This is a genomic window from Blastococcus sp. Marseille-P5729 (assembly GCF_900292035.1).
Lineage (GTDB): Bacteria > Actinomycetota > Actinomycetes > Mycobacteriales > Antricoccaceae > Cumulibacter.
Genome location: NZ_OMPO01000001.1, coordinates 1074252 through 1100333, shown reverse-complemented (window position 1 = coordinate 1100333; position 26082 = coordinate 1074252). Strand labels below are relative to the sequence as shown.

General features: G+C 68.9%; 33 protein-coding genes. 26 read left to right on the top strand and 7 right to left on the bottom strand.

The window, feature by feature from the left end; all coding sequences use genetic code 11:
- The first annotated feature begins 81 nt into the window (after window positions 1-81).
- Both DAA40_RS05445 and DAA40_RS05440 read left to right on the top strand, forming a co-directional pair.
- Entirely contained in the window at window positions 82-627 is a 546-nt protein-coding gene (locus DAA40_RS05445) for an FABP family protein (RefSeq protein ID WP_106848635.1), read from the top strand.
- On the top strand, window positions 624-1886 hold the full coding sequence (locus tag DAA40_RS05440; protein WP_106848634.1) for a M18 family aminopeptidase: 1263 nt from the start codon (window positions 624-626) through the stop codon (window positions 1884-1886). The genes DAA40_RS05445 and DAA40_RS05440 overlap by 4 nt, the downstream gene beginning before the upstream one ends.
- Window positions 1887-1890: 4 nt before the next feature.
- On the opposite strand, the gene DAA40_RS05435 is transcribed toward DAA40_RS05440, so the two are convergent.
- Window positions 1891-2352, bottom strand: a complete 462-nt coding sequence (locus DAA40_RS05435; RefSeq protein WP_106848633.1) for a hypothetical protein — start codon at window positions 2350-2352, stop codon at window positions 1891-1893.
- Between the two features lie 221 nt (window positions 2353-2573).
- Here DAA40_RS05435 and DAA40_RS05430 point away from each other — a divergent pair, with 221 nt between their 5' ends.
- The 3 genes from DAA40_RS05430 (at window position 2574) to DAA40_RS05420 (ending at window position 5399) form a co-directional block, all read left to right on the top strand.
- Window positions 2574-3455: an ABC transporter substrate-binding protein gene (locus DAA40_RS05430; RefSeq protein ID WP_106848632.1), complete on the top strand. Its 882-nt coding sequence runs from the start codon at window positions 2574-2576 to the stop codon at window positions 3453-3455.
- A gap of 70 nt (window positions 3456-3525) precedes the next feature.
- Entirely contained in the window at window positions 3526-4593 is a 1068-nt protein-coding gene (locus DAA40_RS05425) for an amino acid ABC transporter permease (RefSeq protein WP_106848631.1), read from the top strand.
- A gap of 53 nt (window positions 4594-4646) precedes the next feature.
- A complete protein-coding gene (locus DAA40_RS05420; protein ID WP_106849278.1) occupies window positions 4647-5399 on the top strand; it encodes an amino acid ABC transporter ATP-binding protein in 753 nt (250 codons plus the stop codon).
- A 29-nt stretch (window positions 5400-5428) separates the two neighbouring features.
- On the opposite strand, the gene DAA40_RS05415 is transcribed toward DAA40_RS05420, so the two are convergent.
- Window positions 5429-6319 carry an aminotransferase class IV gene (locus tag DAA40_RS05415; RefSeq protein WP_106848630.1) on the bottom strand — a complete coding sequence of 297 codons (891 nt, stop codon included), beginning with the start codon at window positions 6317-6319 and terminating at the stop codon, window positions 5429-5431.
- A 36-nt stretch (window positions 6320-6355) separates the two neighbouring features.
- Here DAA40_RS05415 and DAA40_RS05410 point away from each other — a divergent pair, with 36 nt between their 5' ends.
- The 3 genes from DAA40_RS05410 to DAA40_RS05400 are packed head-to-tail and all read left to right on the top strand — an operon-like array spanning window position 6356 to window position 8686.
- On the top strand, window positions 6356-6793 hold the full coding sequence (locus DAA40_RS05410; protein WP_106848629.1) for a Fur family transcriptional regulator: 438 nt from the start codon (window positions 6356-6358) through the stop codon (window positions 6791-6793).
- Window positions 6794-6797: 4 nt separating this feature from the next.
- Window positions 6798-7826: a folate-binding protein YgfZ gene (locus tag DAA40_RS05405; RefSeq protein WP_158716250.1), complete on the top strand. Its 1029-nt coding sequence runs from the start codon at window positions 6798-6800 to the stop codon at window positions 7824-7826.
- Between the two features lie 56 nt (window positions 7827-7882).
- Window positions 7883-8686: a class I SAM-dependent methyltransferase gene (locus DAA40_RS05400; protein WP_106848627.1), complete on the top strand. Its 804-nt coding sequence runs from the start codon at window positions 7883-7885 to the stop codon at window positions 8684-8686.
- A 7-nt stretch (window positions 8687-8693) separates the two neighbouring features.
- On the opposite strand, the gene DAA40_RS05395 is transcribed toward DAA40_RS05400, so the two are convergent.
- Window positions 8694-9266: a peptide deformylase gene (locus DAA40_RS05395; RefSeq protein ID WP_106848626.1), complete on the bottom strand. Its 573-nt coding sequence runs from the start codon at window positions 9264-9266 to the stop codon at window positions 8694-8696.
- Window positions 9267-9376: 110 nt separating this feature from the next.
- On the opposite strand from DAA40_RS05395, the gene DAA40_RS05390 reads away from it, so the two are divergent.
- From DAA40_RS05390 to DAA40_RS05375, 4 genes are all read left to right on the top strand, one after another.
- Window positions 9377-9757 (top strand): helix-turn-helix domain-containing protein, encoded by a 381-nt coding sequence (locus DAA40_RS05390; protein ID WP_106848625.1) that lies wholly within the window; start codon window positions 9377-9379, stop codon window positions 9755-9757.
- A gap of 2 nt (window positions 9758-9759) precedes the next feature.
- Window positions 9760-10938, top strand: a complete 1179-nt coding sequence (locus DAA40_RS05385; protein WP_158716249.1) for a hypothetical protein — start codon at window positions 9760-9762, stop codon at window positions 10936-10938.
- A 64-nt stretch (window positions 10939-11002) separates the two neighbouring features.
- The gene (locus DAA40_RS05380; RefSeq protein WP_199849526.1) at window positions 11003-11290 is read left to right on the top strand and encodes a DUF2516 family protein; all 288 of its coding nucleotides are present in this window, start codon (window positions 11003-11005) and stop codon (window positions 11288-11290) included.
- A gap of 136 nt (window positions 11291-11426) precedes the next feature.
- Window positions 11427-12446 carry a UDP-N-acetylmuramate dehydrogenase gene (locus DAA40_RS05375; protein WP_106848622.1) on the top strand — a complete coding sequence of 340 codons (1020 nt, stop codon included), beginning with the start codon at window positions 11427-11429 and terminating at the stop codon, window positions 12444-12446.
- 10 nt (window positions 12447-12456) lie between these two features.
- Here the strand turns inward: DAA40_RS05375 and DAA40_RS05370 are convergent, their stop codons facing one another.
- Window positions 12457-13218: an SDR family oxidoreductase gene (locus tag DAA40_RS05370; protein WP_199849525.1), complete on the bottom strand. Its 762-nt coding sequence runs from the start codon at window positions 13216-13218 to the stop codon at window positions 12457-12459.
- Window positions 13219-13263: 45 nt separating this feature from the next.
- Between DAA40_RS05370 and DAA40_RS05365 the strand changes: the two genes are divergently transcribed.
- Window positions 13264-13851, top strand: a complete 588-nt coding sequence (locus tag DAA40_RS05365) for a YbjN domain-containing protein (protein ID WP_106848621.1) — start codon at window positions 13264-13266, stop codon at window positions 13849-13851.
- Between the two features lie 12 nt (window positions 13852-13863).
- The gene (locus DAA40_RS05360; protein WP_106848620.1) at window positions 13864-14619 is read left to right on the top strand and encodes a phosphoglyceromutase; all 756 of its coding nucleotides are present in this window, start codon (window positions 13864-13866) and stop codon (window positions 14617-14619) included.
- Window positions 14620-14635: 16 nt separating this feature from the next.
- Here the strand turns inward: DAA40_RS05360 and phoU are convergent, their stop codons facing one another.
- Window positions 14636-15355, bottom strand: a complete 720-nt coding sequence (gene phoU, locus DAA40_RS05355) for a phosphate signaling complex protein PhoU (protein ID WP_106848619.1) — start codon at window positions 15353-15355, stop codon at window positions 14636-14638.
- Window positions 15356-15600: 245 nt separating this feature from the next.
- On the opposite strand from phoU, the gene DAA40_RS05350 reads away from it, so the two are divergent.
- The 3 genes from DAA40_RS05350 (at window position 15601) to DAA40_RS05340 (ending at window position 17982) form a co-directional block, all read left to right on the top strand.
- Complete coding sequence (locus DAA40_RS05350; protein ID WP_106848618.1) at window positions 15601-16851, top strand: cell wall metabolism sensor histidine kinase WalK; 1251 nt, start codon at window positions 15601-15603, stop codon at window positions 16849-16851.
- 17 nt (window positions 16852-16868) lie between these two features.
- Window positions 16869-17549 carry a response regulator transcription factor gene (locus DAA40_RS05345; protein ID WP_106848617.1) on the top strand — a complete coding sequence of 227 codons (681 nt, stop codon included), beginning with the start codon at window positions 16869-16871 and terminating at the stop codon, window positions 17547-17549.
- A gap of 130 nt (window positions 17550-17679) precedes the next feature.
- Window positions 17680-17982: a hypothetical protein gene (locus DAA40_RS05340; RefSeq protein WP_106848616.1), complete on the top strand. Its 303-nt coding sequence runs from the start codon at window positions 17680-17682 to the stop codon at window positions 17980-17982.
- Window positions 17983-18005: 23 nt separating this feature from the next.
- Here the strand turns inward: DAA40_RS05340 and DAA40_RS05335 are convergent, their stop codons facing one another.
- Window positions 18006-18797 (bottom strand): hypothetical protein, encoded by a 792-nt coding sequence (locus DAA40_RS05335; protein WP_106848615.1) that lies wholly within the window; start codon window positions 18795-18797, stop codon window positions 18006-18008.
- 57 nt (window positions 18798-18854) lie between these two features.
- Here DAA40_RS05335 and DAA40_RS05330 point away from each other — a divergent pair, with 57 nt between their 5' ends.
- The 8 genes from DAA40_RS05330 (at window position 18855) to DAA40_RS05295 (ending at window position 24759) form a co-directional block, all read left to right on the top strand.
- Window positions 18855-19790: a Ppx/GppA phosphatase family protein gene (locus DAA40_RS05330; protein ID WP_106848614.1), complete on the top strand. Its 936-nt coding sequence runs from the start codon at window positions 18855-18857 to the stop codon at window positions 19788-19790.
- A 4-nt stretch (window positions 19791-19794) separates the two neighbouring features.
- The gene (locus DAA40_RS05325; protein ID WP_106848613.1) at window positions 19795-20598 is read left to right on the top strand and encodes a sugar phosphate isomerase/epimerase; all 804 of its coding nucleotides are present in this window, start codon (window positions 19795-19797) and stop codon (window positions 20596-20598) included.
- A 32-nt stretch (window positions 20599-20630) separates the two neighbouring features.
- Window positions 20631-21272, top strand: coding sequence for a TetR/AcrR family transcriptional regulator (locus tag DAA40_RS05320; RefSeq protein WP_106848612.1), 642 nt, complete (start codon window positions 20631-20633; stop codon window positions 21270-21272).
- Window positions 21265-22074, top strand: a complete 810-nt coding sequence (gene proC / locus DAA40_RS05315) for a pyrroline-5-carboxylate reductase (RefSeq protein ID WP_106848611.1) — start codon at window positions 21265-21267, stop codon at window positions 22072-22074. The genes DAA40_RS05320 and proC overlap by 8 nt, the downstream gene beginning before the upstream one ends.
- A gap of 281 nt (window positions 22075-22355) precedes the next feature.
- Window positions 22356-22574: a helix-turn-helix domain-containing protein gene (locus tag DAA40_RS05310; RefSeq protein ID WP_106848610.1), complete on the top strand. Its 219-nt coding sequence runs from the start codon at window positions 22356-22358 to the stop codon at window positions 22572-22574.
- A gap of 121 nt (window positions 22575-22695) precedes the next feature.
- Entirely contained in the window at window positions 22696-22794 is a 99-nt protein-coding gene (locus DAA40_RS05305; protein ID WP_003948845.1) for a 30S ribosomal protein bS22, read from the top strand.
- 19 nt (window positions 22795-22813) lie between these two features.
- On the top strand, window positions 22814-23833 hold the full coding sequence (locus DAA40_RS05300; protein WP_106848609.1) for an NAD-dependent epimerase/dehydratase family protein: 1020 nt from the start codon (window positions 22814-22816) through the stop codon (window positions 23831-23833).
- On the top strand, window positions 23830-24759 hold the full coding sequence (locus DAA40_RS05295) for a lysophospholipid acyltransferase family protein (protein WP_106848608.1): 930 nt from the start codon (window positions 23830-23832) through the stop codon (window positions 24757-24759). Before DAA40_RS05300 ends, DAA40_RS05295 begins: the two co-directional genes overlap by 4 nt.
- Here the strand turns inward: DAA40_RS05295 and DAA40_RS05290 are convergent.
- Entirely contained in the window at window positions 24683-25690 is a 1008-nt protein-coding gene (locus DAA40_RS05290; RefSeq protein ID WP_106848607.1) for an HAD family phosphatase, read from the bottom strand. The two genes, DAA40_RS05295 and DAA40_RS05290, sit on opposite strands and share 77 nt — an antisense overlap.
- Before the next feature lie 98 nt (window positions 25691-25788).
- On the opposite strand from DAA40_RS05290, the gene DAA40_RS05285 reads away from it, so the two are divergent.
- Window positions 25789-26040 (top strand): glutaredoxin family protein, encoded by a 252-nt coding sequence (locus DAA40_RS05285; RefSeq protein WP_106848606.1) that lies wholly within the window; start codon window positions 25789-25791, stop codon window positions 26038-26040.
- The last annotated feature ends 42 nt before the right edge of the window (window positions 26041-26082 follow it).

Genomic DNA, 26082 nt, shown 5'->3' with positions numbered 1-26082 from the left:
CACCTCACTGCTGGTCATCGCCGCGTTCCTGATCGCGGTGGCATGCGCGCGCGGCGCCTACCAGACCTTCGGGGGTGAGCGATGACCGAGGCCATTGAGATCCCGCAGGAGCTTCCGATCGACGCCGTCGACGTGCGGAAGGGGCCGGAGATCCACCCTCGCCTGCTCGCGCTGCTGCCGCTGCTCGGCGTGTGGCGCGGTGCGGGGCAGGGCGACTACCCGACGATCGAGGGATTCCGGTACGGCCAGGAGATCCGGTTCTGGCACGACGGGCGGCCGTTCCTGGGCATGCAGACCCGTTCCTGGGTGATGGACGCCGACGGCGCTTTCGTGCGCCCGGCGGCCCGCGAGATGGGCTTCTGGCGACCGGGCGAGGGGGATGACTTCGAGGTGGTTCTCGCGCACCAGTCCGGAATCGTCGAGGTGTACGTCGGCCGAGCCCGGACCACGACCAGCTGGGAGCTGACCACCGACGTCGTGGCCCGGACCGCCACCGCCAAGGAGGTCACAGGCAACCATCGCCTCTACGGCATCGTCGAGGGCGAGCTGATGTACGCGATGGACATGGCCGCCGTCGGGCAGCCGTTGCAGCCGCACCTGTCGGCCCGGCTCTCGCGGGTCCGATGAATCGTTCGCACCTCGAGCACGCCGAAGACCTCGTCGAGCTCGTCGCATCGTCGCCGTCCAGTTACCACGCCGCCGACGCCGTCGCGCGCCGGCTGGCCGCTGCTGGATTCAGCCGTATCGACGAACAGCAAGCCTTCCCCGGCGAGCCGGGCGGGTATGTCTTGGTGCGTGACGGCGCGGTGATCGCCTGGCGGCTGCCGGCGGCTGCGTCCGCGACGACCCCGGTGCGGATAGTCGGTGCGCACACCGACTCGCCGGGCCTGAAGCTCAAGCCGCAGCCGTCGATGAGCAACCAGGGATGGCAGCAGGTGGCGGTCGAGGTGTACGGCGGTCCGCTGCTGAACTCCTGGCTGGATCGCGACCTGGGTGTCGCGGGCCGCCTGGTCACCCGCGACGGGGCCCAGCATCTGGTGTCGACGGGGCCGGTCATGCGGCTGCCGCAGCTGGCGATCCACCTGGACCGGCAGGTCAACGACGGCCTGGCCCTCGGCAAGCAGGCCCACCTCCAGCCCGTGTGGGGACTCGAGGCGGACGGCGTCATGGCGCACCTCGCCGGGCTGGCCGGCATCGACCCGCTCGATGTCGTCGGGCACGACCTGGTCTCCTTCGACACCCAGCGCGGCGCGCCGATCGGCGCGGCCGGCGAGTTGCTGGCCTGCGGCCGGCTGGACAATCTGTCCTCCGTGCACGCCGGACTGGTAGCGCTCGAGCAGGCCGCGTCGGCCGACGAGATAGCCATGCTGGCGGCCTTCGACCACGAGGAGATCGGCAGTGCCTCCCGCTCCGGCGCCGCGGGACCGCTCCTCGCCGACGTGCTGAGCGGCATCGGGCACGCGCTCGGTGGTGGGCCGGACGAGCTGCGCCGGGCGATCGCGGGGTCGTGGTGCATCTCCGCGGACGCCGGGCACGCCGTTCACCCCAACTATCCGGAGCGGCACGACCCGACCCACCGTCCGCTGCCCGGCGCCGGCCCGTTGCTGAAGGTCAACGCCAACCAGCGTTACGCCAGTGACGCGCACGGCGCGGCGCTGTGGGGCCGCGCCTGCGAGAGCGCCGGTGTACCGCACCAGGTGTTCGTCTCGAACAACGCGATTCCGTGCGGCTCGACGATCGGTCCGCTGACCGCCACCCGCCTGGGCATCCGCACGGTCGACGTCGGCGTCCCGCTGCTGTCGATGCACTCTGCCCGCGAGATGTGCGGGATCCAGGACCCGGGCTATCTCTCCGCCGCGTTGCGCGAGTTCTTCCTGGGCAGGTGACCTGTCACCGCGCAGGTGCGTCGTCGGGGTGCACCGGGCCCATGACTCGCGCCCACGGCCGGGTCAGCTGGTCGTAGGCATCCTTGGAGACGACCGACCCGACGAGGTCGCGGACCACCAGCGCGAGCGCCGCATCTGCGGCGGCATCCCGGCACCGCAGCGTGGACGCGCTCCACGCGCGCTGCCGCGCCTCGAGCTGGGCGTCCAGCCGACCATGGCGGCTCGCGGCGTCCGACACCGCGCCGCGGGCAGCGAACCTGCGCGATCCGCGCAGCTCGTACCAGGCCGCCGCGATCGCCTCGTCCTGCTCCTGCGAGACCGTCGCCAGGGACCGGATCAACGAAGCTAGTTGGGCGTGTTGCGGCCCCATGTCGACCGGGGTGTGCGGATCGGGGACCGGATGCGGCCGGGGACCGCGCGGAGGCGTCGTGGCCGACGGCACCGCGCGCGGATCGCCTCCGAGCATGGGCAGTACTCCTCGCGGTCAGGGCGGTCGCGGTGACGAGCGCCTTGACCGCATTGTTACCCAAGCCACTGCCCACGCGCTAGATGGCCCGTCTGCTACTAGCGGGTCACAACTGTGTTTCTCAGTGCCGCCAGCGGTGGAGCAGGGGTTTGAATTGGCCTACTGTTCATGTGTTCACCAGCACCAGGCCGATCTCGGCCGGTTCGTAGGTCACTCGGAGGATGGTCGCCACCAGCCTCACGTTGTCAGCCTGTGGCGGCACCGACAACTCGGCGGACGACGGGGGCGGTTCGGGTGGTGACACCGAGTCGAGCTTCAACCTCGACGACGTCGCCGAGGACGCGGACGCCGCTGGCCTGGTCCCGGAGGACATCAAGAGCAAGGGCACACTGAAGGTCGGCTCGGACACCACCTATCCACCCAACGAGTTCATCGACGACGACGGCAAGACCATCGTCGGCATGGACATCGACCTCATCAAGGCGATCGGCAAGAAGCTGGGCCTGGAGATGGCGCCGGAGACCGCCGCATTCGAGACCATCATCCCGTCGATCGGCCCGAAGTTCGATTTGGCCATCTCCTCGTTCACGATCAACGACGAGCGCAAGCAGGTGGTCGACTTCGTCAGTTACTACGAGGCGGGCACCATGTGGGCGGTCAAGGAGGGCGACTCGATCGACCCGGACGACGCCTGCGGCAAGAAGGTGTCGGTGCAGACCGGAACCGTGCAGGAAGAGGACATCACCGCCAAGTCGGAGGAATGCACCGCCGGAGGCAAGGAGCCGATCGACGTCCAGAAGTTCGACAGCCAGGGTGATGCGACCACCGCCGTGGTGACCGGCAAGACCGACGCCATGCTGGCCGATCTCCCAGTGACCCTCGATGCCATCGCCAAGAGTGATGGAGCGCTGGAAGAAGCGGGCGAGATGTACGACTCCGCGCCGTACGGCATCGCGCTGCCCAAGGGCTCGACCGAGCTCGCCGATGCCGTGCTCGCCGCCCTCAACTCGCTGATGGAGGACGGCACCTACGACGACATCCTGGAGAAGTGGGGCGCCGAGGCGGGCGCGATCGACACTCCGGAGATCAACCCCGGAAGTTGACCGGCCCGCACCGACGGCCGACTGCGAGCCCGCAGTCGGCCGTCGCCGCATCATCATCGAAGGGTGAGCGATGACTGAGAGCCCCGACCGACGATCGGGCAGCACCCCGGCCACCGGGCCGGCCCGCCGCGAGGCCGGAGCGCTCGCCTCGCGCGCGGACTACGACCACGCCGAGGAGATCAAGGCGATTCCGCTGCGCCATCCGTGGCGGTGGGTGTTCGTGGCGCTGCTGGCGTTGCTGGCGGCGATGCTCGTCAACAACCTGATCACCAACCCCAACTACCAGTGGGAGCTGGTCGGGAAGTATCTATACGACCAGCGGGTCGTGGAGGGTATCCGGTACACGCTGATCCTCTCGGTCGGGGCGATGGCCATCGCGCTGGTCGTGGGCGTGACGATCGCCGTGATGCGGATGTCGGACAACCCGGTCGTCTCCGGCGTCGCGTGGTTCTACCTGTGGGTCTTCCGCGGTACGCCGGTCTACACCCAGTTGATCTTCTGGGGCCTGGTCGGCGTGCTGATTCCGAGGGTCGGCATCGGCATCCCGTTCGGGCCGACCTGGGTGGAGTGGAGCACGCCCGAGATCGTGACCCCGTTCGTCGCCGCGCTGTTCGGCCTGGCGCTCAACGAGGCGGCCTACATGGCCGAGATCGTGCGCGCGGGCCTGCTGTCGGTCGACGGCGGCCAGCAGGAGGCCGCAGCCGCGCTCGGCATGAGCCGCGGCAAGACCATGAGGCGGATCGTGCTGCCGCAGGCGATGCGGGTGATCGTCCCGCCGACCGGCAACGAGTTCATCTCTATGCTCAAGACCACCTCGCTGGTCTCGGCGGTCCCGTTCACCCTCGAGCTGCAGGCGCAGACGCGCAACATCGCCGTCCCGATCTTCAAGCCGATCCCGCTGCTGATCGTGGCAGCCTTCTGGTACCTCGTGATCACCAGCATCCTGATGATCGGGCAGTTCTACCTGGAGCGCTACTTCGGACGCGGCTCGAACCGGGTGCAGCCGCTGACCCCGATCCAGAAGCTCAAGCTGCGGCTGGGCATCGGGGGGCCGCCCAAGCAGACCGTGGACCCGAAGGGCGCGGCGGTCGACCCGGACGCCGAGATCGCGCTCGAGCAGATGGGGCCGAAGGGATGAGCGCGGTAGCGGACGACTTCGACGTCCCACTGTCCTGTGCCGAGGGTGGCCCGATGGTGCGGGCCAGCAAGGTCTCCAAGCGGTTCGGTCCGGTCGAGGTGCTCAAGGGTATCGACCTGGAGGTCGGGCAGGGCGAGGTCATGTGCATCATCGGGCCCTCCGGCTCCGGTAAGTCGACCTTCCTGCGCTGCATCAACCACCTCGAGCAGATCACCGCGGGCCGGCTGTGGGTCGACGGTGAGCTGATCGGCTACCAGCAGCGCGGCGACAAGCTGCACGAGATGAAGCCGGCCGCGATCGCCGCGCAGCGCCGTGACATCGGCATGGTCTTCCAGCGCTTCAACCTCTTCCCGCACAAGACCTCCATCGAGAACGTCGTCGAGGCCCCCATGAAGGTCAAGGGGATCGGCAAGAAGGAGGCGCACGCGAAGGCCGAGGAGCTGCTCGATCGCGTCGGGCTCTCGGATCGGATGAAGATGTATCCCTCGCAGCTCTCCGGCGGACAGCAGCAGCGGGTGGCGATCGCCCGCGCGCTGGCGATGGAGCCGAAGCTGATGCTGTTCGACGAGCCGACGTCCGCCCTCGACCCCGAGCTGGTCGGCGACGTCCTCAATGTGATGAAGGAGCTCGCGCAATCGGGCATGACCATGGTCGTGGTCACCCATGAGATGGGCTTCGCCCGTGAGGTCGGCGACTCGCTGGTGTTCATGGACGGCGGGTACGTCGTCGAGGCCGGCGACCCTCGCGCGGTGCTCACCAACCCGCAGCACGAACGCACCCAGGCATTCCTCTCGAAGGTGCTCTAGCCACCGCGTGCACGAGGGCGTCGTCCGGGCTAGGGAAGGGGAAGGCCGGAGAGCTGCTGCAGCAGGCGGGTCTTCTCGGCGTCCTGCTTGACCTGCTGGCCGTCGATGGTCTTCACGGCCGCGACGCCGCGAGTCGACGAGCTCATCCAGGCGGCGTCGGCGGCGAGGATCTCCGCCACCGTCGCATGCGTGACGATCGGCCGCAGGCCATGACGCATCGCCTGGCTGAAGATCTCCTCCTGGGTGGTGCCGCGCAGGATCCCGGTGTGCGAGGAGGTCGTCTTCAGAGCGTCGCCCTCCAACCACAGGATCGTCGCGTTCGGACCCTCGAGCGCCTCGCCGTCGTGCGAGGTGAACAGGACGTCGTCCGCGCCGCGATGGGCAGCCTCGCGCTTGGCGGCCATGTTGACGGCGTACGAGAGGTACTTGGTCGAGCCGAGCAGCCAGGGGGCCTGCTCCCGCACCTCGGCGGGGTAGCCGAAGGTCAGCGTGATGATGTCGATACCGTCGCGGCGCTGGTCGATCAGCAGCTGCTCGAGCGGCACCAGAGTGCCGTAGACCGTCGGGTCCTGATCGGCCGGGCCACCCTCCTGGCCCCGGCTGATCACCAGCTTCAGCACGCCTTCGATGTCGTCCGGCCACTGCGTGATCAGGTCGTCGACGAGCGCGCGCCAGGCGGCGTACGGCGGCCCGACGATCTCCAGGTTGTGCAGCGATCGGGCCATCCGCTCCAGATGGCGACCGGGCTTGTTCGCCGTTCCGTTGACCACATGCATCGCCTCGAAGGCGCCGTCCCCGCGGGTGGCGGCGTAGTCGAAGGCGGTGAGCAACGGGGCGTCCGGATCGTGGCGGTGCACCGCCCACGACTCGCTATCGCGGCGCAGGACACTGAGGAATCGGGGGTCAGCAGCAGCGGTCATGCGCCCAGTTTTTCACAGCGGCCTACGATGAGGGACATGTCCGACGCTCTGGCCGATCAGCTGCACGAGCGTGGGCTGCGGCTGACCGCGCAGCGTCGCCGGGTGCTGGAGGCGGTACGCGCGTTGCGCCACGCCACGCCCGATCAGATCGCCGAACGGGTCCGCGAGGACGGCGGGAGCCTGAACCTCACCACCGTCTACCGTGCGCTCGATCTGCTCGAGGGGCTCGCGCTGGTCCGCCACACCCACATCGGGCACGGTCCGCCGACCTACCACCCGGCCGAGCACTACGACCACGTGCACGTGCGCTGCAACGGATGCGGCGACGTCGAGTCGATGTCGACTGAGCTGCTCGCCGGGGTGGCCAGAGAGCTGATGGAACGCGACGGATTCCGGCTCGATGCCAACCATGTGGCGCTGGCCGGGTTGTGCGCGAAGTGCGTGGCGGCAGCGCCACCAGCAGAGAAGGAGTGAGCCGATGACAGCGCTGACTGAACGCCCCGGACGGGTCGCGGGCGAGGGAATCGACGCCGGCGTCGCCGCCCACTACGGAGACCCGCTGCGCGAGCAGCGGACCATGACCCGCTCGGCCGGTGTCCTCGACCGCAGTGACCGAGGGCTGGTCGTCGTCACCGGCGCCGACCGGCTGAGCTGGCTGCACTCGCTGACCTCGCAGCACCTCGAGCAGATGCCGGACCGGACCACGATCGAGGGCCTCATCCTGTCCCCGCACGGGCACGTCGAGCAGGACCTGTGGTTCACCTCGCTCGGAGACGAGGTCTGGATCGACACCGAGCCAGGCAAAGCGGCCGAGCTGGCCGACTACCTCGACCGAATGCGCTTCATGCTACGAGTCGAGGTCGAGGACCGCAGCGAACGCTTCGCAATGGCGACGGTCGCCGGCCCTCGGGCCGAGGAGATCGTGTCCTCGATCCTGCAGCAGCCCACCCCTGGTGCGGGAACGGTGGCACCGGCCTCGTGGGGCTGGGTGCGCACGCTGCCGTTCCCCGGCGAGATCGACCTGCTCGGATCTCGTGACGGGATCGACGAGGCGGTGCGCGCAGTCCTCGAGGCAGGGGCCGAACCTGCGGGCCAGATGGCATATGACGCCTGGCGGGTGGAGCGGTTGCGCCCTCGCCTGGGGCGTGAGACCGACCATCGCACCATCCCGCACGAGATCGGCCTGATCGGGAAAGCAGTTCACCTGAACAAGGGCTGCTACCGAGGCCAGGAGACGGTGGCCCGCGTGCACAATCTGGGCCGGCCGCCTCGCAGGCTGGTGAAGCTGCAGGTCGACGGATCGCAGCACACCGTGCCGGCGTCCGGAGCCAAGGTGGTCAGCAAGGGTCGGGAGGTCGGATTCCTAGGTACGTCGGTGATCCACCATGAGGAAGGGCCGATCGCTCTCGCCGTCCTGAAGCGCAACATCGCAGACGGGGCAGAGGTCCTCATCGTTGATGAGGAGGTCGAGTACGCCGCGATCGTCGACGAGGGGCTCGACGTCTAGGTCCCAATATTCGGAATGGCATTCCGAATGATGAGCATCAACGCCATGCTGGTGGGATGGGCGACGAGTATCTGCATGGGCATCACGAGAGCGTCCTGCGTTCGCACTCCTGGCGTACGGCGGAGAACTCTGCCGCCTACCTGCTGCCGCGTCTGCGGCCGGGGCTAAGTCTGCTCGACGTCGGCTGCGGGCCCGGAACGATCACCGCTGACCTGGCCGCAGTGGTTGCCCCCGGACGTGTGGTCGGGCTGGAGGCAGCTCCCGAGGTGCTGGTCGCGGCGGGCGAGAATGCTGAAGCCGCGGGTGTCGCCCACCGCATCTCCTTCGAGGAGGGCGATGTTTATGCACTGCCGTACGACGACGACAGCTTCGACGTGGTGCACGCTCACCAGGTGTTGCAGCACCTCAGCGACCCGATCGCCGCACTGCGTGAGATGCGGCGAGTCTGCCGTCCGGGTGGGGTTGTGGCCGCGCGCGACGTCGACTACGGAGCGATCGCCTTCTTCCCTGCTATATCTGGGATCCAACAGTGGCAGCGGGTGTATCGCGACACGGCGTACGCCGGCGGCTGCCACCCGGACGCGGGCCGCATGCTGAAGTCCTGGGCGCTGGCCGTGGGCTTCGAAGATGTCGCATCTTCCGGGAGCGTGTGGTGCTATGCGTCGGACGACGAGGTTCAGTGGTGGTCGCAGCTGTGGGCCGACCGTGTCATTCACTCCGACTTCGCAACCCAGGCCGTCGAGCGCGGCCTCGCCGACGACGCGCGCCTGCGGGAGATCCAGTGCGCATGGCGTGAATGGGGAAGTGCGCCGGATGCGTGGATCCTGCTCCCCCATGGGGAGATACTCTGCCGGGCTTGAGGTGGGACTAGACCTCCTCCGACTCGAGCTCTGCCGGATCCCAGGAGCCGATTCCGCGCTCTGCCCACCCGCGAGCACGTACCGCCCGCTTCGACATTCGCTTGTGCCGGCCCACCAGCCGGTCGAGGTAGACGAAGCCGTCGAGATGGTCCACTTCGTGCTGCAGCATGCGCGCGAGGAAGCCGGTCCCTTCGAGGACGACGGCATTCCCGTCGAGGTCGGTACCGGTCACCTTGGCCCAGTCGGCCCGCCCGGTCGGGAATGCCTCGCCCGGCACCGAGAGGCAGCCTTCGTAGTCGTCGTCCGGATCCGGCATACCGTCGGGCTTCTCGCTGGTCTGGATCTCGGGGTTGATGAACAGCCCTCGGTGGAAGTTCCCCTCGTCGTCGGGGCAGTCGTACACGAACATGCGGAGGTCCACGCCGATCTGGTTCGCGGCGAGACCTACCCCGCGCGCTGCCGCCATGGTCGCGAACATGTCGTCGACCAATGCGCGTACCGCGTCATCCACGCGATCGACGGGACGGGTGGGTGAGTGCAGCACGGGGTCGCCGGTGATGACGATGGGCCTGACGGTCATGGGGCCATCGTAGGTGGGGTCCCGCGTGTCTGGAGTCATATACACGGGCGTTAGCAGCCTGCTTGCAGTTGCAAGCAGTAGCGCCTAGCCTAGGTGGGGGAAGGGGACCGATGCCGACGTTGAGCGACCCCATCGAGGGGCTGGGCGCATTCATTCGAACCCAGCGAGAGCAGGCCAAGGTCTCGCTGCGCCAGCTCGCCGAGCTCGCCGACGTCAGCAATCCATATCTCTCGCAGATCGAGCGTGGGCTCCGACGCCCCAGCGCCGAGATCCTCGCCCAGATCGCCAAGGGGCTGCGCATCTCGGCCGAGACACTCTACGTCCGCGCTGGGCTGCTCGAGCCGTCCGAAGGCGGCGGTGATGTGGTCGCTGCGATCCGGGGTGACGAACGGCTCAATGACCGCCAGAAGCAGGCGCTGATCGAGGTCTATCAGTCCTTCTGCGAGCACGACGACAGCTCTGACACGAACCGACAAGGAGACACAGGATGAGCATGAGCGACGACATCAAGTCGGCCACGGAGAACGCCCTGAACGAGGCGAAGAAGGTCGCCGAGGACGGCCGCCGGCCGTTCTACGCGATGGTCGGGCTGAACGACCTGATGGTCGAGCAGACCAAGGCGATGGCCGAGCGCACCCAGGCCGCGATCGACACCTACCGCGACGCGATTGTCGAGAGCATCGCGAAGCTGCGCGAGGAGCTCGAGACGGCCTTCGCCGACGGCCGCAAGAAGGCCGCCGACTTCCAGAAGAGCATCAGCGAGACCACCACGCACGACATCCAGGCCAACATGCAGGAATACACCAACGCCCTGCTGAAGAGCTACGAGGCGCTGACCGAGCGCGGCGAGAAGGCCGTCGGCGAGCTGACCAAGACCATCAGTGAGAGCCCGGTCGTGCAGCGGGTAGCGGAGGTCAGCGAGAAGGCATCGGACGACGCCGCCGCGCTGATCTCACGCGGCCAGCAGATGGCTCGCGAGGCCGGCTCGCGGGCGAAGGACACCGTCGCCGAGATGGAGAAGGCCGCTCGTAAGAGCACCGACGCTGCCATCGGGCTTGCGAAGGAGACCGCCGGCGCGACGAAGGACGCGACCAGTCGGGCAACGGACGCAGCGGCCAAGGCCGGTCAGGAGGTCACCGACGCGGCCAAGGACGCGACGACGAAGACCGCCGACGCCACGGCCAAGGCGACGAGGGGCGCTGCGGAGGCGAACCGGGACGCGGCCCAAAAGGTGACCGGCGCTGCCGCAGACGCCACCAAGGAGGTCGCCGACGCGACAAAGGTTGCCGCGGACAGCGTGACCGGCGCGGCGGCGGACGCCACCAAGGGCGCGGCCGACGCCACCAAGGACGCGGCCGACGCCGCCAAGAGTGCCGCGGACCGTGCGGCCAACGCTGCGGCAGATGGGACCGAGGACGCCGCGGATGCCGCCAAGAAGGCCGCGCCTGCCAAGGCGAGCGCTCCCGCGAAGAAGGCCCCGGCCAGAAAGGCCCCGGCCAAGAAGGCCCCGGTCAAGAAGACGGCGAAGAAGACCGCTGCCAAGAAGACGCCGGCCAAGAAGACGACTGCGAAGAAGTCCAGCCCCGCGAAGTCGACCCAGCCAGCCAAGGCGGCCGATCCCACCAAGGCGCAGCCGGTGAAGGCGACGCAGGAGGCTCTCCCGACGGAGTAACCCCGCGGTACGCGCGCCGGCCGGCTCTCCGCCGGCCGGCGCGTTCGGCTATAAACTGGCGATCGTGCTGATCGTCGAGTACTACCTCTCGCTCGCCCTCGACTTCGGGCTGCTCGCCCTCTGTCTGTGGGCCTTCGTCGACTCAGCGATCCGGCCCGCGGCCGCCTTCCCGGCGGTCGACAAGCTCAGCAAGCCCGCCTGGATGGGGATCCTCCTGCTGTGCGGACTGGTCGTCTACTTCATGGGGTACCTGTCCTTCCTCGGCATCATCGCCGCGGTGGGTATCGGCATCTACCTGGCCGACGTGCGCCCGGCCGTCCGCGAGCTGCAGGAAGGCGGAAGCCGCTGGTGAGCCGCGGCGCCCTCGAACCTCACGAGATCGCCACGCGAGCCCCTCGGCGTGCTCTCGCCCCGCACGAGGGCCGCGCTCAGCGCGGCTGCGCGAACTGATCAGCGGGTTCCGCGGCTACTTCGATACCTTCTATAACGTGACGACGCCGCAGCACATCCGCCTCGCCGACTACACCACCATGCGCCTGGGAGGCCCATCGCGGATGGTGACCGCGGGCACCGCCGACGAGCTGGCCGATGCAGTCCGGGAGGCGGACGACGCCGGATCGCCGGTGTTGCTGCTCGGCGGCGGCAGCAACCTGGTGATCGCTGACGACGGCTTCGCCGGAGCCACGATCCGGATCGCCACCGCCGGCGAGGACCGATGCGACGACGGCGACACCGTGCTGCTCGACCTCGCGGCCGGCGAGAACTGGGACGATCTGGTCGCGCGTACCGTCGACGACGGGCTTTCTGGACTGGAATGCCTCTCTGGCATTCCCGGGCTGGTGGGCGCGACCCCGGTGCAGAACGTCGGCGCGTACGGCGCCGAGATCGCCGACGTCCTCGAGGCGGTGGAGGTGCTCGACCGGTCGGCCGGCAGCGTGGTCACCATGGGCGCGGCCGACTGCGGGTTCGGCTACCGGACCAGCGTCTTTAAGCATTCCCGGCAGTACGTCGTCCTCTCGGTGCGGCTGCGCCTGACCCGCTCGCCGCTGTCGGCGCCGATCCGCTACGCCGAGCTCGCCCGCACCCTCGGCGTCCAGCCCGGTGAGCGAGCACCCCTGGGCGAGGTGCGCGCGGCCGTGGTCGGGCTGCGCCGCTCCAAGGGCATGGTGCTCGATCCGGACGATCACGACACGTGGAGCGCCGGGTCGTTCTTCACCAACCCGATCGTCCCACCGCAGGCTGTGCCGGACGGCGCGCCGGCGTACGACGCGGGCGACGGGCTGGTGAAGGCCTCGGCCGCGTGGCTGATCGACCACGCCGGGTTCCAGAAGGGCTACGGCAACGATCGCGTGTCCCTGTCGACGAAGCACACCCTGGCGCTCACCAACCGAGGCGGGGCGAGCACGGAAGACCTGATCGCGCTGGCGCGGGAGGTGCGAGACGGGGTGCAGGGCAGGTTCGCGATCGAGCTGACCCCGGAGCCCCTGCTGATCGGCTGCCGGCTTTAGCGAGCGCGCGCTAGCGGCGCCCGGTGACGCCGCCGTCGCGGGCGACCTTGTGCTGCGCGGCCTGCGCGATCGGCCGGATCACCAGCTGGTCGACGTTCACGTGCTGTGGTCGCGTGACGGTCCAGGTAATGGCGTCGGCGACGTCCTCGGCCAGCAGCGGGCCGTCGACGCCCGCGTACACCGCATCGGCCTTCGCCTGATCCCCTCCGAGCCGGTTCAGTGAGAACTCCTCGGTATGCACCATGCCCGGCAGCACCTCGATCACCCGCACCGGCTTCCCGCACAGCTCCAGACGAAGGGTGCCCATGAGGGCATGCGCGCCGTGCTTGGCTGCGGTGTAGCCCCCGCCGCCCTCGTATACGCCGATCCCCGCGGTGGAGGTGACCGTGACGATGGTGCCGGCACCGGATGCCTCAAGAGCCGGCAGCAGGGCCCGCGTCACCCGCATCACGCCGAGCACGTTGATCTGCAGCATCCGCTCCCAGTCATCGTCCTTCGCATCCGCGATGAAGTCGGTGCCGAACGCCCCGCCGGCGTTGTTCACCAGGACGTCGACGCGCTCCAGCGAGTCGGCCAGGGACTGCACGGACTCGTTCGACGTGACGTCCAGGCTGACCGCCTCGCCGCTGATCTCATCGGCCAGCTCGGTCAACCGGTCCATCCGCCGAGCGACACACACGACGTGGAACCCCTGGTGCGCAAGGGAACGGGCGGTCGCAGCACCGATGCCGCTGGATGCCCCGGTGACCACGGCAGTTCGCTTGATCGACATGGCGTCATCCTCGCATGTTCGGGGCGGGACGGGCAGGATAGGGGAATGGCGCAGACCTACACGACCTCATCGCACGCGAACGGGCAGCAGCCGGAGGTGGCCGCGGCCGCGAAGGTCATCGAGGAGACCCTCGCCAGCATGGAGCTCGATCACCAGAAGCTCGCCGATGACCACTTCGCCGCCGACCTCCCCGGTACCAGGCGGCTCAAGACGACCTGCCATCTGAAGATCTCGCCGCACTCGCTGCAGATCTCGGCATTCGTGATGCGCCACCCCGATGAGGGCTTCGAGGAGCTCTGGGCCTACCTGCTGACCAAGAACGCCCGCAGCTACAGCGTCGCGTGGGCGATCGACAAGGTGGGTGACGTCTACCTCATGGGGCGGCTGCCGCTGGCTGCCGTCACGCACGAGGAGATCGACCGGCTGCTGGGCACCGTGCTGCAGATGGCCGACGACAACTTCAACCCAATGATCGAGATCGGCTTCCGGACGGCGATCGCTCGCGAGTGGAAGTGGCGCACCAGCCGCGGCGAGCCCACCCACAACCTCGAGGCGTTCAAGGGGCTGATCGATCAGATGATGCGCGAGGAGAAGCAGCCCGACCTCGGTGACGAGACCGGCGAGCAGGTTTGACAAGGTGGAGACATGACCAACATCGGCACGCTCATCCTGCTGCGGCACGGCGAGAGCGATTGGAACAAGAAGAACCTGTTCACCGGATGGGTCGACGTCCCGCTGACCGAGACGGGTGTCGCCCAGGCGCAGCGCGGCGGCGAGCTGCTCGCCGAGCGCGATCTGCTGCCCGATGTCGCCTTCACCTCGGTACTGCGGCGCGCGATCATCACCTGTCAGCTGTCACTGGACACGGCCGATCGGCACTGGATTCCGGTGCACCGCTCCTGGCGGCTTAACGAGCGCCATTACGGAGCCCTGCAGGGCAAGGACAAGACGCAGGTTCGTGACGAGTTCGGCGAGGAGCAGTTCATGCTCTGGCGCCGCTCGTACGACACGCCACCGCCCGAGCTGGACCGCGACGATGAATGGTCGCAGTTCCACGACGCTCGTTACCAGATGCTCCCGCCGGAGGCCCGCCCGCAGACCGAGTGCCTGAAGGACGTCGTCGTCCGCATGCTGCCGTACTGGTACGACGCGATCGTCCCCGAGCTGCTGGCGGGCATGAACGTACTGGTCGCGGCGCACGGCAACAGCCTCCGAGCGCTGGTCAAGCACCTCGACGGCATGAGCGAGGACGCCGTTGTCGGGCTGAACATCCCCACCGGCATCCCGCTGGTGTACCACCTCGACGAGGAGCTGAAGCCGACCAATCCCGGCGGCGAGTACCTCGACCCGGACGCCGCCGCGGCCGCGATCCAGGCGGTGGCCAACCAGGGCAAGAAGTAACCGCCGGACCCGGTGGTCAGGCGGTGGGCTCGTCGGAGTCCTCGGCGACCCCGATCGCGTGCGGCAGCTCGAGAGATCCGGCGCTCGCGGTCTGCTCGCTGCGCTCGCCGGTGACGATGTAGATCACCCGGCGGGCCACCGCGACGGCGTGGTCGGAGAAGCGCTCGTAGTAGCGGCCGAGCAGGGTGATGTCGATGGCGGCCTCGATACCGTGCGACCACTTCGGGTCCAGCAGGATCCGGAACAGCTCGCGATGCTGGCGATCGACGCTGTCGTCATCCTCCTCCAGCTCGTGGGCGCGTTCGGCGTCCCGCGAGGCGATCGCGGAGCCGGCCTTGGCCACGTTTCGCTGCGCGCTCTGCGCCATCTCGAGGATGACCGGCCGTACCGGCTGGGGTAGTGCGCTGTTGGGGTAGCGCATCCGCGCCACCTTGGCGATGTGGGCGGCCAGATCACCCATCCGCTCGAGGTCGGTGGCCATCTGCAGCGCGGTCACGACGACCCGGAGGTCAGTGGCGACCGGCTGCTGACGGGCGAGCAGATCGAAGGCTTGTGCCTCGATGTCGACCCGGATCTGGTCGATGTGGTCGTCGCTGTCGATCACGCTTTCGGCCAGCTTGATATCGGCGTCCATGAGCGCGGTCGTGGCCCGGCTGATGGCGGATCCGGCCAGGTTCGTCATGTCGACGAGCTGGTTGCTCACCTGGTCGAGGGCATCCTGAAAGGTTTCGCGCATGGGAGAGTGGCTCCTGCAGTCTCGGGCGGCCCTATGCTGACCGCCACGTCTTCGGGCACGACGAAGGTCGTGATGACTGCATCATCGTGCACCCAGAGCCTAGGCGCGCCGTATGGTCGCCTCGCGGTCGGGCGGTAAACAGCGGTTGGATCCATGGTGAACAATCCGACCGGCGGCTGTGATCTTGGGGCCGGCGCAGGCTCACGGGCAGGCCCCGAGATCGCCCATCTCCTAGCATCGATCACATGACCGCCTGGATAGTCGCATCGACCTGCGCTCTCGTCGCGCTCGTCGTCGGCTACCTGATCGGGCGCCGTACCGCCCCCGCGCCGCCGGCCGAGCGCCCGGTAGACGAGGCGCCGAGCCCCAGCCCCGCGCCAGACGGTTCACGGACGGCGTTGCGGCTCATCGAGTACATGTCGCCCGCCGTCGCCGTGATCGACTCATCGGACCGCTTGCTGCTGGCCAACCGCACCGCCCGCGAGATCCGGCTCGTGCGCGGCGACCGGGTGGTTGTGCGGCGGATCCTGGCGCTCAGCCGCGAGGTGCTGGCCGACGGCGAGGCGTGGTGCGACCTGGTGATCAGCCCGCAGGGCGGTGGTGAGAACCTCACGGTCCGGGCCCACGGCTTCGGCCTCGGTGACGGCCTGGTCGGCGTGGTGCTGATCGACGTCACCGAGTCGCACCGCGTCGAGGCGGTGCGCCGCGACTTCGTCGCCAACGTCAGCCATGAGCTGAAGACCCCGGTGGGCGCCATCACGCTGCTCGGCGAGGCGATCGAGGACGCCGCCGACGACCAGGCCGCCGTCCGCCGGTTCGCGCTGAGCATGCAGAAGGAGAGCAAGCGCCTGAGCCTGCTGGTGCAGGAGCTCATCGAGCTGTCGCGGCTGCAGGGCGGCGAGCCCGCGCCGCCCGCGTCGGTGGTGCGCATCGCCGACATCGTCGCCGAGTGCGCAGACCGGGCGCGCACCATGGCCTCCTCCAAGGACATCCGGATCCAGACCGCGGGGGATGCCGACCTCACCGTCGTGGGCGTTGAGCGGCACCTGGTCATGGCACTGACCAACCTGCTCACGAACGCGGTCTCCTACAGCCCCGACTCCACGACCGTCGCAGTCACCTATCGCGCGTCCGACCAGGACGCCGAGATCGTCGTGAAGGACCAGGGCATCGGCATCGCGCCGCGCGACCTCAAGCGAGTCTTCGAGCGCTTCTATCGTGTCGACCGGGCGCGCAGCCGACAGACCGGGGGCACCGGCCTGGGCCTGGCGATCGTGAAGCACATCGCCAACAACCATGGTGGCTCGATCTCGGTGTGGAGCAGCGAGGGCCAAGGCTCTACATTCACACTGCGGATCCCCCGCACCCCACCGGTCGGCCCCTACGATCGGTCCGTCGACCACTCGCTGGTCAGCGACACCGCACTCGCCGAGCCCGACGATCTCGAGCCGGTAGCAGGAACGCCCCCGGACGCCGCGGCTCCGCGGCAGGGCTGAGGATGGAAGGAACGCACGTGGCACGAGTACTGGTCGTCGAGGACGAGGAGTCCTTCTCCGACGCGCTCTCTTACATGCTCCGCAAGGAGGGCTTCGAGGTCGCGGTCGCCGGGACCGGACCGGACGCGCTGGCCGAGTTCGACCGCAACGGCGCCGACATCGTTCTGCTTGACCTGATGCTCCCGGGCATCCCCGGCACCGAGGTGTGCCGCTCGCTGCGCGCGCGCTCGACGGTCCCGATCATCATGCTCACCGCCAAGGACAGCGAGATCGACAAGGTGGTTGGGCTCGAGCTGGGGGCCGACGACTACGTCACCAAGCCTTACTCCGCCCGTGAGCTGATCGCGCGGATCCGCGCGGTGCTGCGCCGCGGTTCCGAGGCCGAGGAGTCCGGCGCCGCGACCCTGGAGTCCGGCCGGGTGCGGATGGACGTCGACCGGCACGTCGTCTCGATCGACGGCGAGGTCGTCCCGATGCCGCTGAAGGAGTTCGATCTGCTCGAGCTGCTGCTGCGCAATGCCGGTCGGGTGCTGACCCGCTCGCAGCTGATCGACCGGATCTGGGGAGCGGACTACGTCGGCGACACCAAGACCCTCGACGTGCACATCAAGCGGCTGCGCGCCAAGATCGAGCCCGACCCGGCCAACCCCCGCTACGTGCTGACCGTCCGCGGTCTCGGCTACAAGTTCGACGGCTAGCCGGCAAGCCCGGCGACCGCGAGCTGTGGACGCCGTCCGCGTCGTCCACAACCCGGCCGGACGGCGACCTGCGCGCCCCGGAGGCCCGTAGCGTTCCCCGCGACTCATCGACAGGGAACGAGGTAATGCCATGGGGACCAGCCAGTTCGACATCGGCCAGCTCACCGAAGCCGCCGGCAGCTATGAAGCCGCGGCGCAGCAGGCTACGGCGGCGCGCCAGGCCCTCGCCGGGTCCGCGCTTGACCCGAGCGCGCTCGGGGGCACGGCGTCCTCGCTCGCGCTCGGCTCGGCGCTGAAGGCATTCCATGACACTCACGCCCAGGCGGCGCAGGGCAACGCGAGCGCCTTGACGGCATTCGCGGCGAAGCTGCACGGGCTCAGTGCGATCGGCGAGGAGTCCGTGGCCCAGACCAGCGCCGCAGCAGGGATCTAGGTGGTGGTCGCGGGGTAGCAGAACTAGTCGGCGGCGGCGGTGGCCGGGTGCTCGGCCACCAGGCCGCGGTCCATCCGGGCGTCGGCCAGCCGCCGCAGCTCGTCGTAGGCCGGCTGGCCGATCAGCGCGATGAGCTCCGGCGCGTACGACACGTAGACCGGCTCGCTGCCGACGTGCGCCTCGGGGGAGGAGGTGCAGTACCAGTCGAGGTCGTGCCCGCCCTCGCCCCAGCCGCGGCGGTCGTATTCCTCGATCCGGGTCAGCAGGATCTCGGTGCCGTCCGGGCGGGTCACGTAGCTCTGCTCGCGCCGGATCGGCAGCTGCCAGCACACGTCCGGTTTCGTCTCCAGCGGATGGCGCCCGGTCCGCAGGGCCAGTGCGTGCAGCGCGCAGCCCACGCCCATCGGCGACCCTGGCGGATTCTGAAACACGCACGCGCCGCCCTGGGTTCGGGTGCGTTGGGCTCGCCTGCCCTCCAGCTCACCGTCCTCGATCCAGTCGTCCTTGCGGACCTTGCGGCCCGGATGACGATGCCAGTCCTCGGGCGTGAGCTCAAGGACGAACCGCTTGACTCGCTTGCGGTCGTCGTCGTCGCTGAAGAAGGCGCCATGCACGCAGCAGCCGAGGTCGGGCTTGCGGCGGTCGATGCCATGGCAGCCGGCTGCGAAGATGCACGTCCACCGGGAGCCCAGCCAGGTCAGATCAGCGCGGATGAGGTGGTTGTCGTTCGCGGGATCGTAGAACTCGATCCATTCCCGGGCGAAGTCCAGCCCGACCTCGTGCGGACGGCCCGGTTCGGTGGAAGAGCGACTCATAGCAGAAAGCCTAGGGGAGTGCGAAGTGGTGCCGGTCGCGGACGCTAGCGTAATGCCATGCGACTTGGGGTGCTCGACGTGGGATCGAACACGGTGCACCTGCTCGTGGTCGATGCGCACACCTGGTCGCACCCGATGCCGATGCACGACGACAAGGTGTACCTGCGGCTGGCGGAGTGCATCAACAAGTCGGGTGCGCTCACGAAGTCCGGCGAGCAGTCGCTGATCAAGTTCGTTGCGCATGCCGCCGAGGTTGCCGATCAGCAGGGCTGCGAGGAGATGATCGCCTTCGCGACCAGCGCGGTGCGTGACGCCTCCAACTCCAAGGAGGTCCTCGACCGGGTGCACGCTAAGACCGGGGTGCGGCTCAGCGTGCTCTCCGGCGCGGACGAGGCCCGCCTGACCTTCCTCGCCGTCCGTCGCTGGTTCGGGTGGAGCGCCGGTCAGCTGCTGTGCCTCGACATCGGTGGCGGCTCGCTCGAGCTGGGTACCGGCATGGACGAGATGCCCGACATCGCCAGTAGCATGCCGCTCGGCGCCGGACGGCTGACCCGCGAGTGGCTCGCCGGTGACCCGGCGACCAAGTCCGAGCTCGCCAAGCTCCGCGAGTATGTCGACGACACGATCGCCTCTCAGGTCAAACCCTTCCTCAAGGCGCCCCGACCGGATCGGGCGGTCGCCACGTCGAAGACCTTCCGATCGCTCGCCCGCCTGACCGGCGCCGCGCCGTCGTCTGAGGGGCTTAGGGTGCCGCGCGAGCTGACCCTGCCCGGGCTACGGCAGATCATCGGCTTCATCTCGCACATGTCGAGCAAGGACCTGTCCGACCTTGAGGGCGTCAGCTCGCAACGTGCTCACCAGTTGCTGGCCGGGGCCGTCGTCGCGGAGTCCGCGATGCGTCACCTGAAGCTCTCGCGCCTGGAGATCTGCCCGTGGGCGCTGCGCGAGGGTGTCATCCTGCGCCGGCTCGACATGATGGACGAGGACGAGTAGTCCGATGACGGCGCTGGGACCGGGCCCTCGGGTGATGCTCTCGTCCGCGTCGGTCTTTCCCGAGCCGCTGGACGCCGCCTTCGAGATCGCGCACGAGCTCGGGTATGACGGGCTCGAGGTGATGATCTGGGGCGATCCCCCCAGCCAGGACGCCGCCGCGATCAATGAGCTCATCGACGCCGTGCAGCTGCCGGTTGGATCGGTGCACGCGCCCTGCCTGCTGATCACCGCCCGCGTCTGGGGTACCGACCCGGGACCCAAGCTGGCCCGCTCGGTGCGGCTGGCCGGCCGGATCGGCGCCCGGACCATCGTGATCCACCCACCCATGCGCTGGCAGACGCGTTACGCGCGCGAGTTCACCGCCGGGGTGCGGGCGCTGGAGGAGCGCTCGGGCCGGATCATCGCGGTCGAGAACATGTTCCCGATGCGACTGGGCGACCGCGAGGTCTCGGCGTTCGTCCCGCACTGGGACGTCGTCACCGGACCGTTCGATCACCTCACCCTCGACACCTCGCACACCGCGGTCTCGCGCAGCGACCCCGTGGAGATGCTGTGGCGGATGGGCCGGCGGCTGGCGCACGTGCACATCGCGGACGGCACCGGAAAGGGCTCCGACGAGCACCTCGTCCCCGGGCGGGGGATCAGCCGATGCACCGAGGTACTGCAGGCTTTGCCCTCGTCGTACGCCGGCGACGTCGTGGTCGAGGTCAGCACCCGGCGGGCGGCGGACCGCGACGAGCGGATGGCCGACCTCGCCGAGGCGTTGACCGTCACCCGCGCGGCGCTCGGCGGTCGCGACGCGATTTGACGCCTCCGAGCGAGCGCTCGTACGGTGGTCGCATGCCTGATGCCCCTGCCGTCGTCCGCTCGTGGCAGGAGTACGAGCATCCCGACCTCGACCCGGTGTTGACCGCGGCGGTGGACGCTTTCAACGAGGTCGGCTACCACGGCGCAACCGTGCGCGACATCGCCCGCCGGTGCGGGCTGTCGGTGGCCGGCATTTACCACCACCACGCCGGCAAGCAGGAGATGCTCGTGGCCATCCTGGCGGCGACGATGAACGAGCTGCTGTGGCGCAACCAGGCCGCGCGTGCCGCCGGGGGAGACGACCCTGTCGCGCGCTTCCGCAACCAGATCCGCACCCTCACGCTCTCGCACATCTACTGGCTGAAGCCCGCCGCGATCGGCTCGAGCGAGATGCGCTCGCTCGCGCCGGACAACCGCCGCGCGATCGTGGCGATGCGGTCCGGGCTGCAGCAGCACATCCAGAAGGACGTCGACGAGGCGGTCGCCCGCGGCCTGTTCCGCACGCCCTACCCGAAAGAGGCCGTGCGCTCGGTCGTCGGGATGTGCATCCAGACCGGTCAGTGGTACGACGAGGCCGGTGAGCTCCGGCCGGAGCAGATCGCCGACCGGATCGTGCAGATCGCCCTGGACACCATGGCGTACGTCCCGGAGCGGGAGGAGTCCACCGATGCTTGAGACCAGCACGATCGGCTTCATCGGCGGCGGCAACATGGCCGAGGCGCTGCTGGCCGGAATCGTGGAGGACGGCGCCGTCCCGGCCGGGTCGGTGCTCGTCGTCGAACCCGATGCCGACCGCGCTGCGGCGCTCGCCGATCGGTACGGCATCTCGCCGGCGAGCATAGACGAGCTGGCCGCCAGGGCCGACATCATCGTGGTCGCCGTGAAGCCGCAGGTGGTCGACGAGGTGCTCGAGGAGTTGCGCGGAGGCGTCACGGCCCGCAGCCTCGTGCTCTCGGTCGCAGCCGGTGTGCCGACGTCGCGATTCGAGGCGGCGCTGCCCGGAGTGCCCGTCGTCCGCGCAATGCCCAACACCCCGGCCCTGCTCGGCGCCGGGATGTCGGTGATCAGCGCCGGCGCGGCCGCCGATGCCACGCATCTCGAGGCGGCGCGCGCGATCCTGGCTCCGACCGGCAAGGTGCTGGCTCTCGACGAGAGCCAGCTGGATGCCGTCACCGCGGTGTCCGGAAGCGGACCGGCCTACTTCTTCTACCTGGCCGAGGCGTTGATCGACGCCGCGCAAGGAATCGGGCTCGATCACGATGTGGCCGCGGAACTGGTCGTGCAGACTGCCTTCGGCGCGGCGAGCATGCTGCGCGAGTCCGGCAAGGACGCCGCTGCGCTTCGGGCGGCGGTCACCTCCCCCGGTGGGACGACGGAGGCCGGGCTCGCGGTGCTCTATGAGCGTGACGCCAACACGCTGATCGCGGATGTCGTGAGGGCTGCGCGGGACAGATCCGCCGAGCTCGGACGCGGCTGACATGAATCCCCGGCGGTCTCGATGCCCGTCCGCGAGTAATTGGTGCGTGCGGAGCTGGTCCGGCGTCGGGAACGGCGAACTGGCCGGGCGTCCGGTCAATTCGCCCGAGCGCCGGTATCAGAGCCGCGCCGCGCGTCGTCGTAATGAAAACGTTGTGTCACTCACAAAGATCAAGGGTCGCGCCGGTCTCATCAATCACGCTACTGTGCCTTAAGCACGTGCGTGTCTTGCGTCGGTGGGGAAGCTGACGGGCGACACGTGCCGAGAGACAATGGTGAGCAATGACGAAGAAGGCCACGCCCAAGGATGCCGCGGGCGTCTCGGAGGTCAAGTTCCTGACCGTTGCAGAGGTCGCCTCGATCATGCGTGTCTCCAAGATGACCGTCTACCGCCTGGTGCACTCCGGTGAGCTGCCCGCGGTACGCGTCGGCCGCTCGTTCCGGGTTCCGGAGAAGGCCGTGCACGATTACCTCGACGGAGCGTTCATCGAGACCGCCTAGGCACCTCTCCGCCCGGGCCGAGGCCCGCCGCGGGTGAGCACACACTGACCCGGACAGGTAAGATTGTCCGGCTCAGCCATTCTCGTGGCGGCTGCTGCGAGGAGCGATCGTAAGGATTTTCATGGGTTCAGTCATCAAGAAGCGTCGCAAGCGTATGGCGAAGAAGAAGCACCGCAAGCTGCTCAAGCGCACGCGCGTGCAGCGCAGGAACAAGAAGTAGCGGAGGCGGGGCCGCCGCTGTGACCGCTCGCGTCGTCCTCGTCACCGGCGTCAGCCGATTCCTTGGCGCGGCTACCGCGAAGGCGCTCGCGGAGGACGAATCCATCGAGCGCGTCATCGGCGTCGACGTCAGCGCCCCGCACAGCGAGCTGACGGGCCACACGCGGGCGGAGTTCGTGCGCGCTGACATCCGCAGCCCGCTCATTGCCAAGGTGGTCGACTCGGCGTCCGTCGACACCGTCGTCCACACTGACATCAACGCCTCGCCAAGTGCCTCGGGCGGCCGAGCCTCCATGAAGGAGGCGAACGTGATGGGCACGATGCGGCTGCTGGCTGCCTGCCAGCACGCCGAGCGGGTGCGGCGGCTGATCGTGAAGTCCGCTAGCGCGGTGTACGGCTCCAGTGGCCGGGATCCGGCGATGTTCACCGAGCAGATGCAGCCCCGGACCCTCGCCGGGGGCTACGGCCGGGATGCGCAGGACGTCGAGGGGTACGTGCGCAGCTTCATGCGCCGCCGTCCGGACGTCGTCGTGACCATGCTGCGCTTCGCCAACTTCATCGGTCCGCAGATCGACTCGGTGCTCGCCCCGTACTTCATGCTCAAGGCGGTTCCGATGATCGCGGGCTACGACCCACGCCTGCAGCTGCTGCACGAGCGCGATGCGGTCGATGCGCTGGTCGCCTGTGTCGCCCGCACCGACGGCGCCGCCGCGGGGGTGTTCAATGTCGCCGCCCCCGACGTGATGCTGCTATCGCAGGCGATCCTCCGCGCCGGCCGGGTGCCGCTGCCCGTCGTCGGCCCTGCCGCCACGGCGGTGAGCCGGCTCGTGCGGGCGCTGGGCTTCGCCGACTTCACCTCCGAGCACATTCAGTTCCTCAGGTACGGTCGCGCGATGGACACCACACTGGCGCGGGAGCGGCTGGCCTATCGTCCCGTGTACTCCACTGTTGGCGCCTTCGACGATTACCTGAACGGGCGCGGCATCACCTCGACGATGCCGTTACGGGTGCTGCGCGCGGCGCTGCGCGGTGACCGGTGAGCCAGGCGCGGGGGCCGGGTCTGGACCCGGCGCTCGCCGCGGTGGGTGCCGTGGTGGACGCCGCCGAGAAGCTGGCCCGCACCAACCCCGAGCTCGAGCGCGCGCTGGCGCGACTGGTCGCCTTCATTCGGCGGCGGATCACCGGCGAGTACGACGTCGACGAGTTCGGTCTCGATGCTGACTTCACTGAGGGCGTGATCTACCCGATCGCCAAGGTGTTGTACGAGAAGTGGTTCCACGTCGAGATGCTCGGCACCGAGCGGATCCCGGTGGACGGCCCCGCGCTGCTGGTCGCCAACCACTCCGGCACCATCCCGCTCGACGGCTTCATGCTTTCCTACGCCGTCCACCGCAACACCCCCGATCACCGCTTCCTGCGGTTGCTGGCAGCGGATCTGGTCTTCAGCCTGCCGGTCGTAGGCGACTTCGCGCGCCGCTCGGGCGGCACCCTGGCCAGTGCGGACGACGCGTCCCGACTGCTGGCAGACGGCGAGCTGGTGGGGGTCTTCCCCGAGGGCTTCAAGGGCGTCGGGAAAGGCTGGTCGCAGCGCTACCGGCTACAACGCTTCGGTCGCGGCGGGGTCGTGGCCACCGCGCTGCGCGCCGGCGTGCCGATCATCCCGGTCGCGATCGTCGGTGCCGAGGAGGCCTACCCGATGATCGGCGACATCACGCCGCTCGCACGAGCCCTCGGCTTCCCGTACTTCCCGGTGACGCCCACCTTCCCGCTGCTCGGCCTGCTCGGGGTGATTCCGCTGCCGAGCCGATGGATCATTGAGATCGGCGACCCGATCCAGACCGCGCACCTCGGCAGCGAGGCGGCCGATGACCCGATGGGGGTCTTCGAGCTCACCGACCAGGTGCGCGAGCGTATTCAATCGCGGCTGTACGCACTGCTTCGGCAGCGAGATCGAACCTTCTTCTGAGCCGGTCAGCCGGGCCCGGCGGCATGATGGCCCGAGCCTGCCGTCGCTGGATGGCCCGCCATGCCGCCAGCGCGGCCACCGCGAGCGCGGCGCTCGCGGCCGCGCTGACCGTCAACAGCGCGCCGATCATCACCGCTTTGCGGCCGGTACGGTAGTCGCGGATCTCCCATCCGCGCTCGATCGCCTCGCGGCGCAGATCCGGGTCGGGGTTGACCGCCACCGCGTGCCCGACCAGCGTGAGCATGGGCAGGTCGTTGATCGAGTCCGAGTACGCCGTGCAGCGCGACAGGTCCAGGCCGTCCCGCGCGGCGATCGCCGTGATCGCCTCGGCCTTGGCGGTGCCGTGCATCATCTCCCCGACCAGTCGTCCGGTGTAGCGGCCGTCGATCTGCTCGGCGACGGTCCCGATGGCGCCGGTCAGGCCCAGTCGGTCGGCGATCACGGTGGCCAGCTCGACCGGGGTGGCGGTCACCAACCACACCCGTTGACCGGCATCGAGGTGCATCTGGGCCAGCGCCCGGGTCCCCGAGTAGATCTTCTGCGCCATCTCTTCGTCGTAGATCTCCTCGCCGAGCCGGCGAATCGTCTCCACCTCGACGTCCTTGACGAAGGCCAGCGCGCGGTCGCGGGAGGCGTGGATGTCATCGGTGTTCTCCGAGCCGATGAGCCGGAACTTCGCCTGCTGATACACCATCGACGCCAGATCGCCGGTGGTGAAGAACTTGCGCGTGGCCAGACCCTTGGCGAAATGGAAGATCGACGCGCCCACCATCATCGTGTTGTCGACGTCGAAGAAGGCGGCCGCCTTCGGATCGACAGGGATCTCGGCGCTCGGTGCGACCTCCGCGGCGGCAGCCGCTGCCGTGCCCGCGGCCTTGGCGCGTGCGCGCGCCTCGGCGGGGCTCTTCTTGCTGAGGAACGGCACTAGCACGCGTTCTCCCTCCCGCGTTGTCCTACCACATTACTGATGTCCACCACCGGACGCCGACGTCCGGCGCGCGGCCCGGCGATGCCTCGTAGGGTGGCGGCATGAGCATCGACGTCGTCCTCATGTCCCGCGCTGGATGCCACCTATGCGAGATCGCGCGCGACGACCTCGCGCAGATCCTGCCCGACTACGGGCTCAGCGCCCGGGTGGTCGACATCGACACCGACGCGGAGCTGGTCGCGGAGTACGGCGAGCGGGTGCCGGTCTTGCTGCTGGACGGCGACGAGCACGCACACTTCCGCATCGACGAGACCGCGCTGCGCCGCGCCCTCGCGGCGCGGGGAGCGTGCTGAGGGTCGTTGTGCCGATTTTGTGCATGCGTGCACAAGCGAGTA

Coding starts and splice junctions, on each gene's coding strand:
- DAA40_RS05445 (WP_106848635.1), top strand. CDS start 82: ATGACCGAGGCCATTGAGATCCCGCAGGAGCTTCCGATCGACGCCGTC.
- DAA40_RS05435 (WP_106848633.1), bottom strand. CDS start 2,352: ATGCTCGGAGGCGATCCGCGCGCGGTGCCGTCGGCCACGACGCCTCCG.
- DAA40_RS05285 (WP_106848606.1), top strand. CDS start 25,789: ATGAGCATCGACGTCGTCCTCATGTCCCGCGCTGGATGCCACCTATGC.
- DAA40_RS05335 (WP_106848615.1), bottom strand. CDS start 18,797: ATGAGTCGCTCTTCCACCGAACCGGGCCGTCCGCACGAGGTCGGGCTG.
- DAA40_RS05425 (WP_106848631.1), top strand. CDS start 3,526: ATGACTGAGAGCCCCGACCGACGATCGGGCAGCACCCCGGCCACCGGG.
- DAA40_RS05420 (WP_106849278.1), top strand. CDS start 4,647: ATGGTGCGGGCCAGCAAGGTCTCCAAGCGGTTCGGTCCGGTCGAGGTG.
- DAA40_RS05400 (WP_106848627.1), top strand. CDS start 7,883: ATGGGCGACGAGTATCTGCATGGGCATCACGAGAGCGTCCTGCGTTCG.
- DAA40_RS05340 (WP_106848616.1), top strand. CDS start 17,680: ATGGGGACCAGCCAGTTCGACATCGGCCAGCTCACCGAAGCCGCCGGC.
- DAA40_RS05390 (WP_106848625.1), top strand. CDS start 9,377: ATGCCGACGTTGAGCGACCCCATCGAGGGGCTGGGCGCATTCATTCGA.
- DAA40_RS05360 (WP_106848620.1), top strand. CDS start 13,864: ATGACCAACATCGGCACGCTCATCCTGCTGCGGCACGGCGAGAGCGAT.
- DAA40_RS05310 (WP_106848610.1), top strand. CDS start 22,356: ATGACGAAGAAGGCCACGCCCAAGGATGCCGCGGGCGTCTCGGAGGTC.
- DAA40_RS05395 (WP_106848626.1), bottom strand. CDS start 9,266: ATGACCGTCAGGCCCATCGTCATCACCGGCGACCCCGTGCTGCACTCA.
- DAA40_RS05410 (WP_106848629.1), top strand. CDS start 6,356: ATGTCCGACGCTCTGGCCGATCAGCTGCACGAGCGTGGGCTGCGGCTG.
- DAA40_RS05440 (WP_106848634.1), top strand. CDS start 624: ATGAATCGTTCGCACCTCGAGCACGCCGAAGACCTCGTCGAGCTCGTC.
- DAA40_RS05305 (WP_003948845.1), top strand. CDS start 22,696: ATGGGTTCAGTCATCAAGAAGCGTCGCAAGCGTATGGCGAAGAAGAAG.
- DAA40_RS05430 (WP_106848632.1), top strand. CDS start 2,574: ATGGTCGCCACCAGCCTCACGTTGTCAGCCTGTGGCGGCACCGACAAC.
- DAA40_RS05415 (WP_106848630.1), bottom strand. CDS start 6,319: ATGACCGCTGCTGCTGACCCCCGATTCCTCAGTGTCCTGCGCCGCGAT.
- DAA40_RS05325 (WP_106848613.1), top strand. CDS start 19,795: ATGACGGCGCTGGGACCGGGCCCTCGGGTGATGCTCTCGTCCGCGTCG.
- DAA40_RS05370 (WP_199849525.1), bottom strand. CDS start 13,218: ATGTCGATCAAGCGAACTGCCGTGGTCACCGGGGCATCCAGCGGCATC.
- proC (WP_106848611.1), top strand. CDS start 21,265: ATGCTTGAGACCAGCACGATCGGCTTCATCGGCGGCGGCAACATGGCC.
- DAA40_RS05385 (WP_158716249.1), top strand. CDS start 9,760: ATGAGCGACGACATCAAGTCGGCCACGGAGAACGCCCTGAACGAGGCG.
- DAA40_RS05330 (WP_106848614.1), top strand. CDS start 18,855: ATGCGACTTGGGGTGCTCGACGTGGGATCGAACACGGTGCACCTGCTC.
- DAA40_RS05320 (WP_106848612.1), top strand. CDS start 20,631: ATGCCTGATGCCCCTGCCGTCGTCCGCTCGTGGCAGGAGTACGAGCAT.
- phoU (WP_106848619.1), bottom strand. CDS start 15,355: ATGCGCGAAACCTTTCAGGATGCCCTCGACCAGGTGAGCAACCAGCTC.
- DAA40_RS05350 (WP_106848618.1), top strand. CDS start 15,601: ATGACCGCCTGGATAGTCGCATCGACCTGCGCTCTCGTCGCGCTCGTC.
- DAA40_RS05365 (WP_106848621.1), top strand. CDS start 13,264: ATGGCGCAGACCTACACGACCTCATCGCACGCGAACGGGCAGCAGCCG.
- DAA40_RS05405 (WP_158716250.1), top strand. CDS start 6,798: ATGACAGCGCTGACTGAACGCCCCGGACGGGTCGCGGGCGAGGGAATC.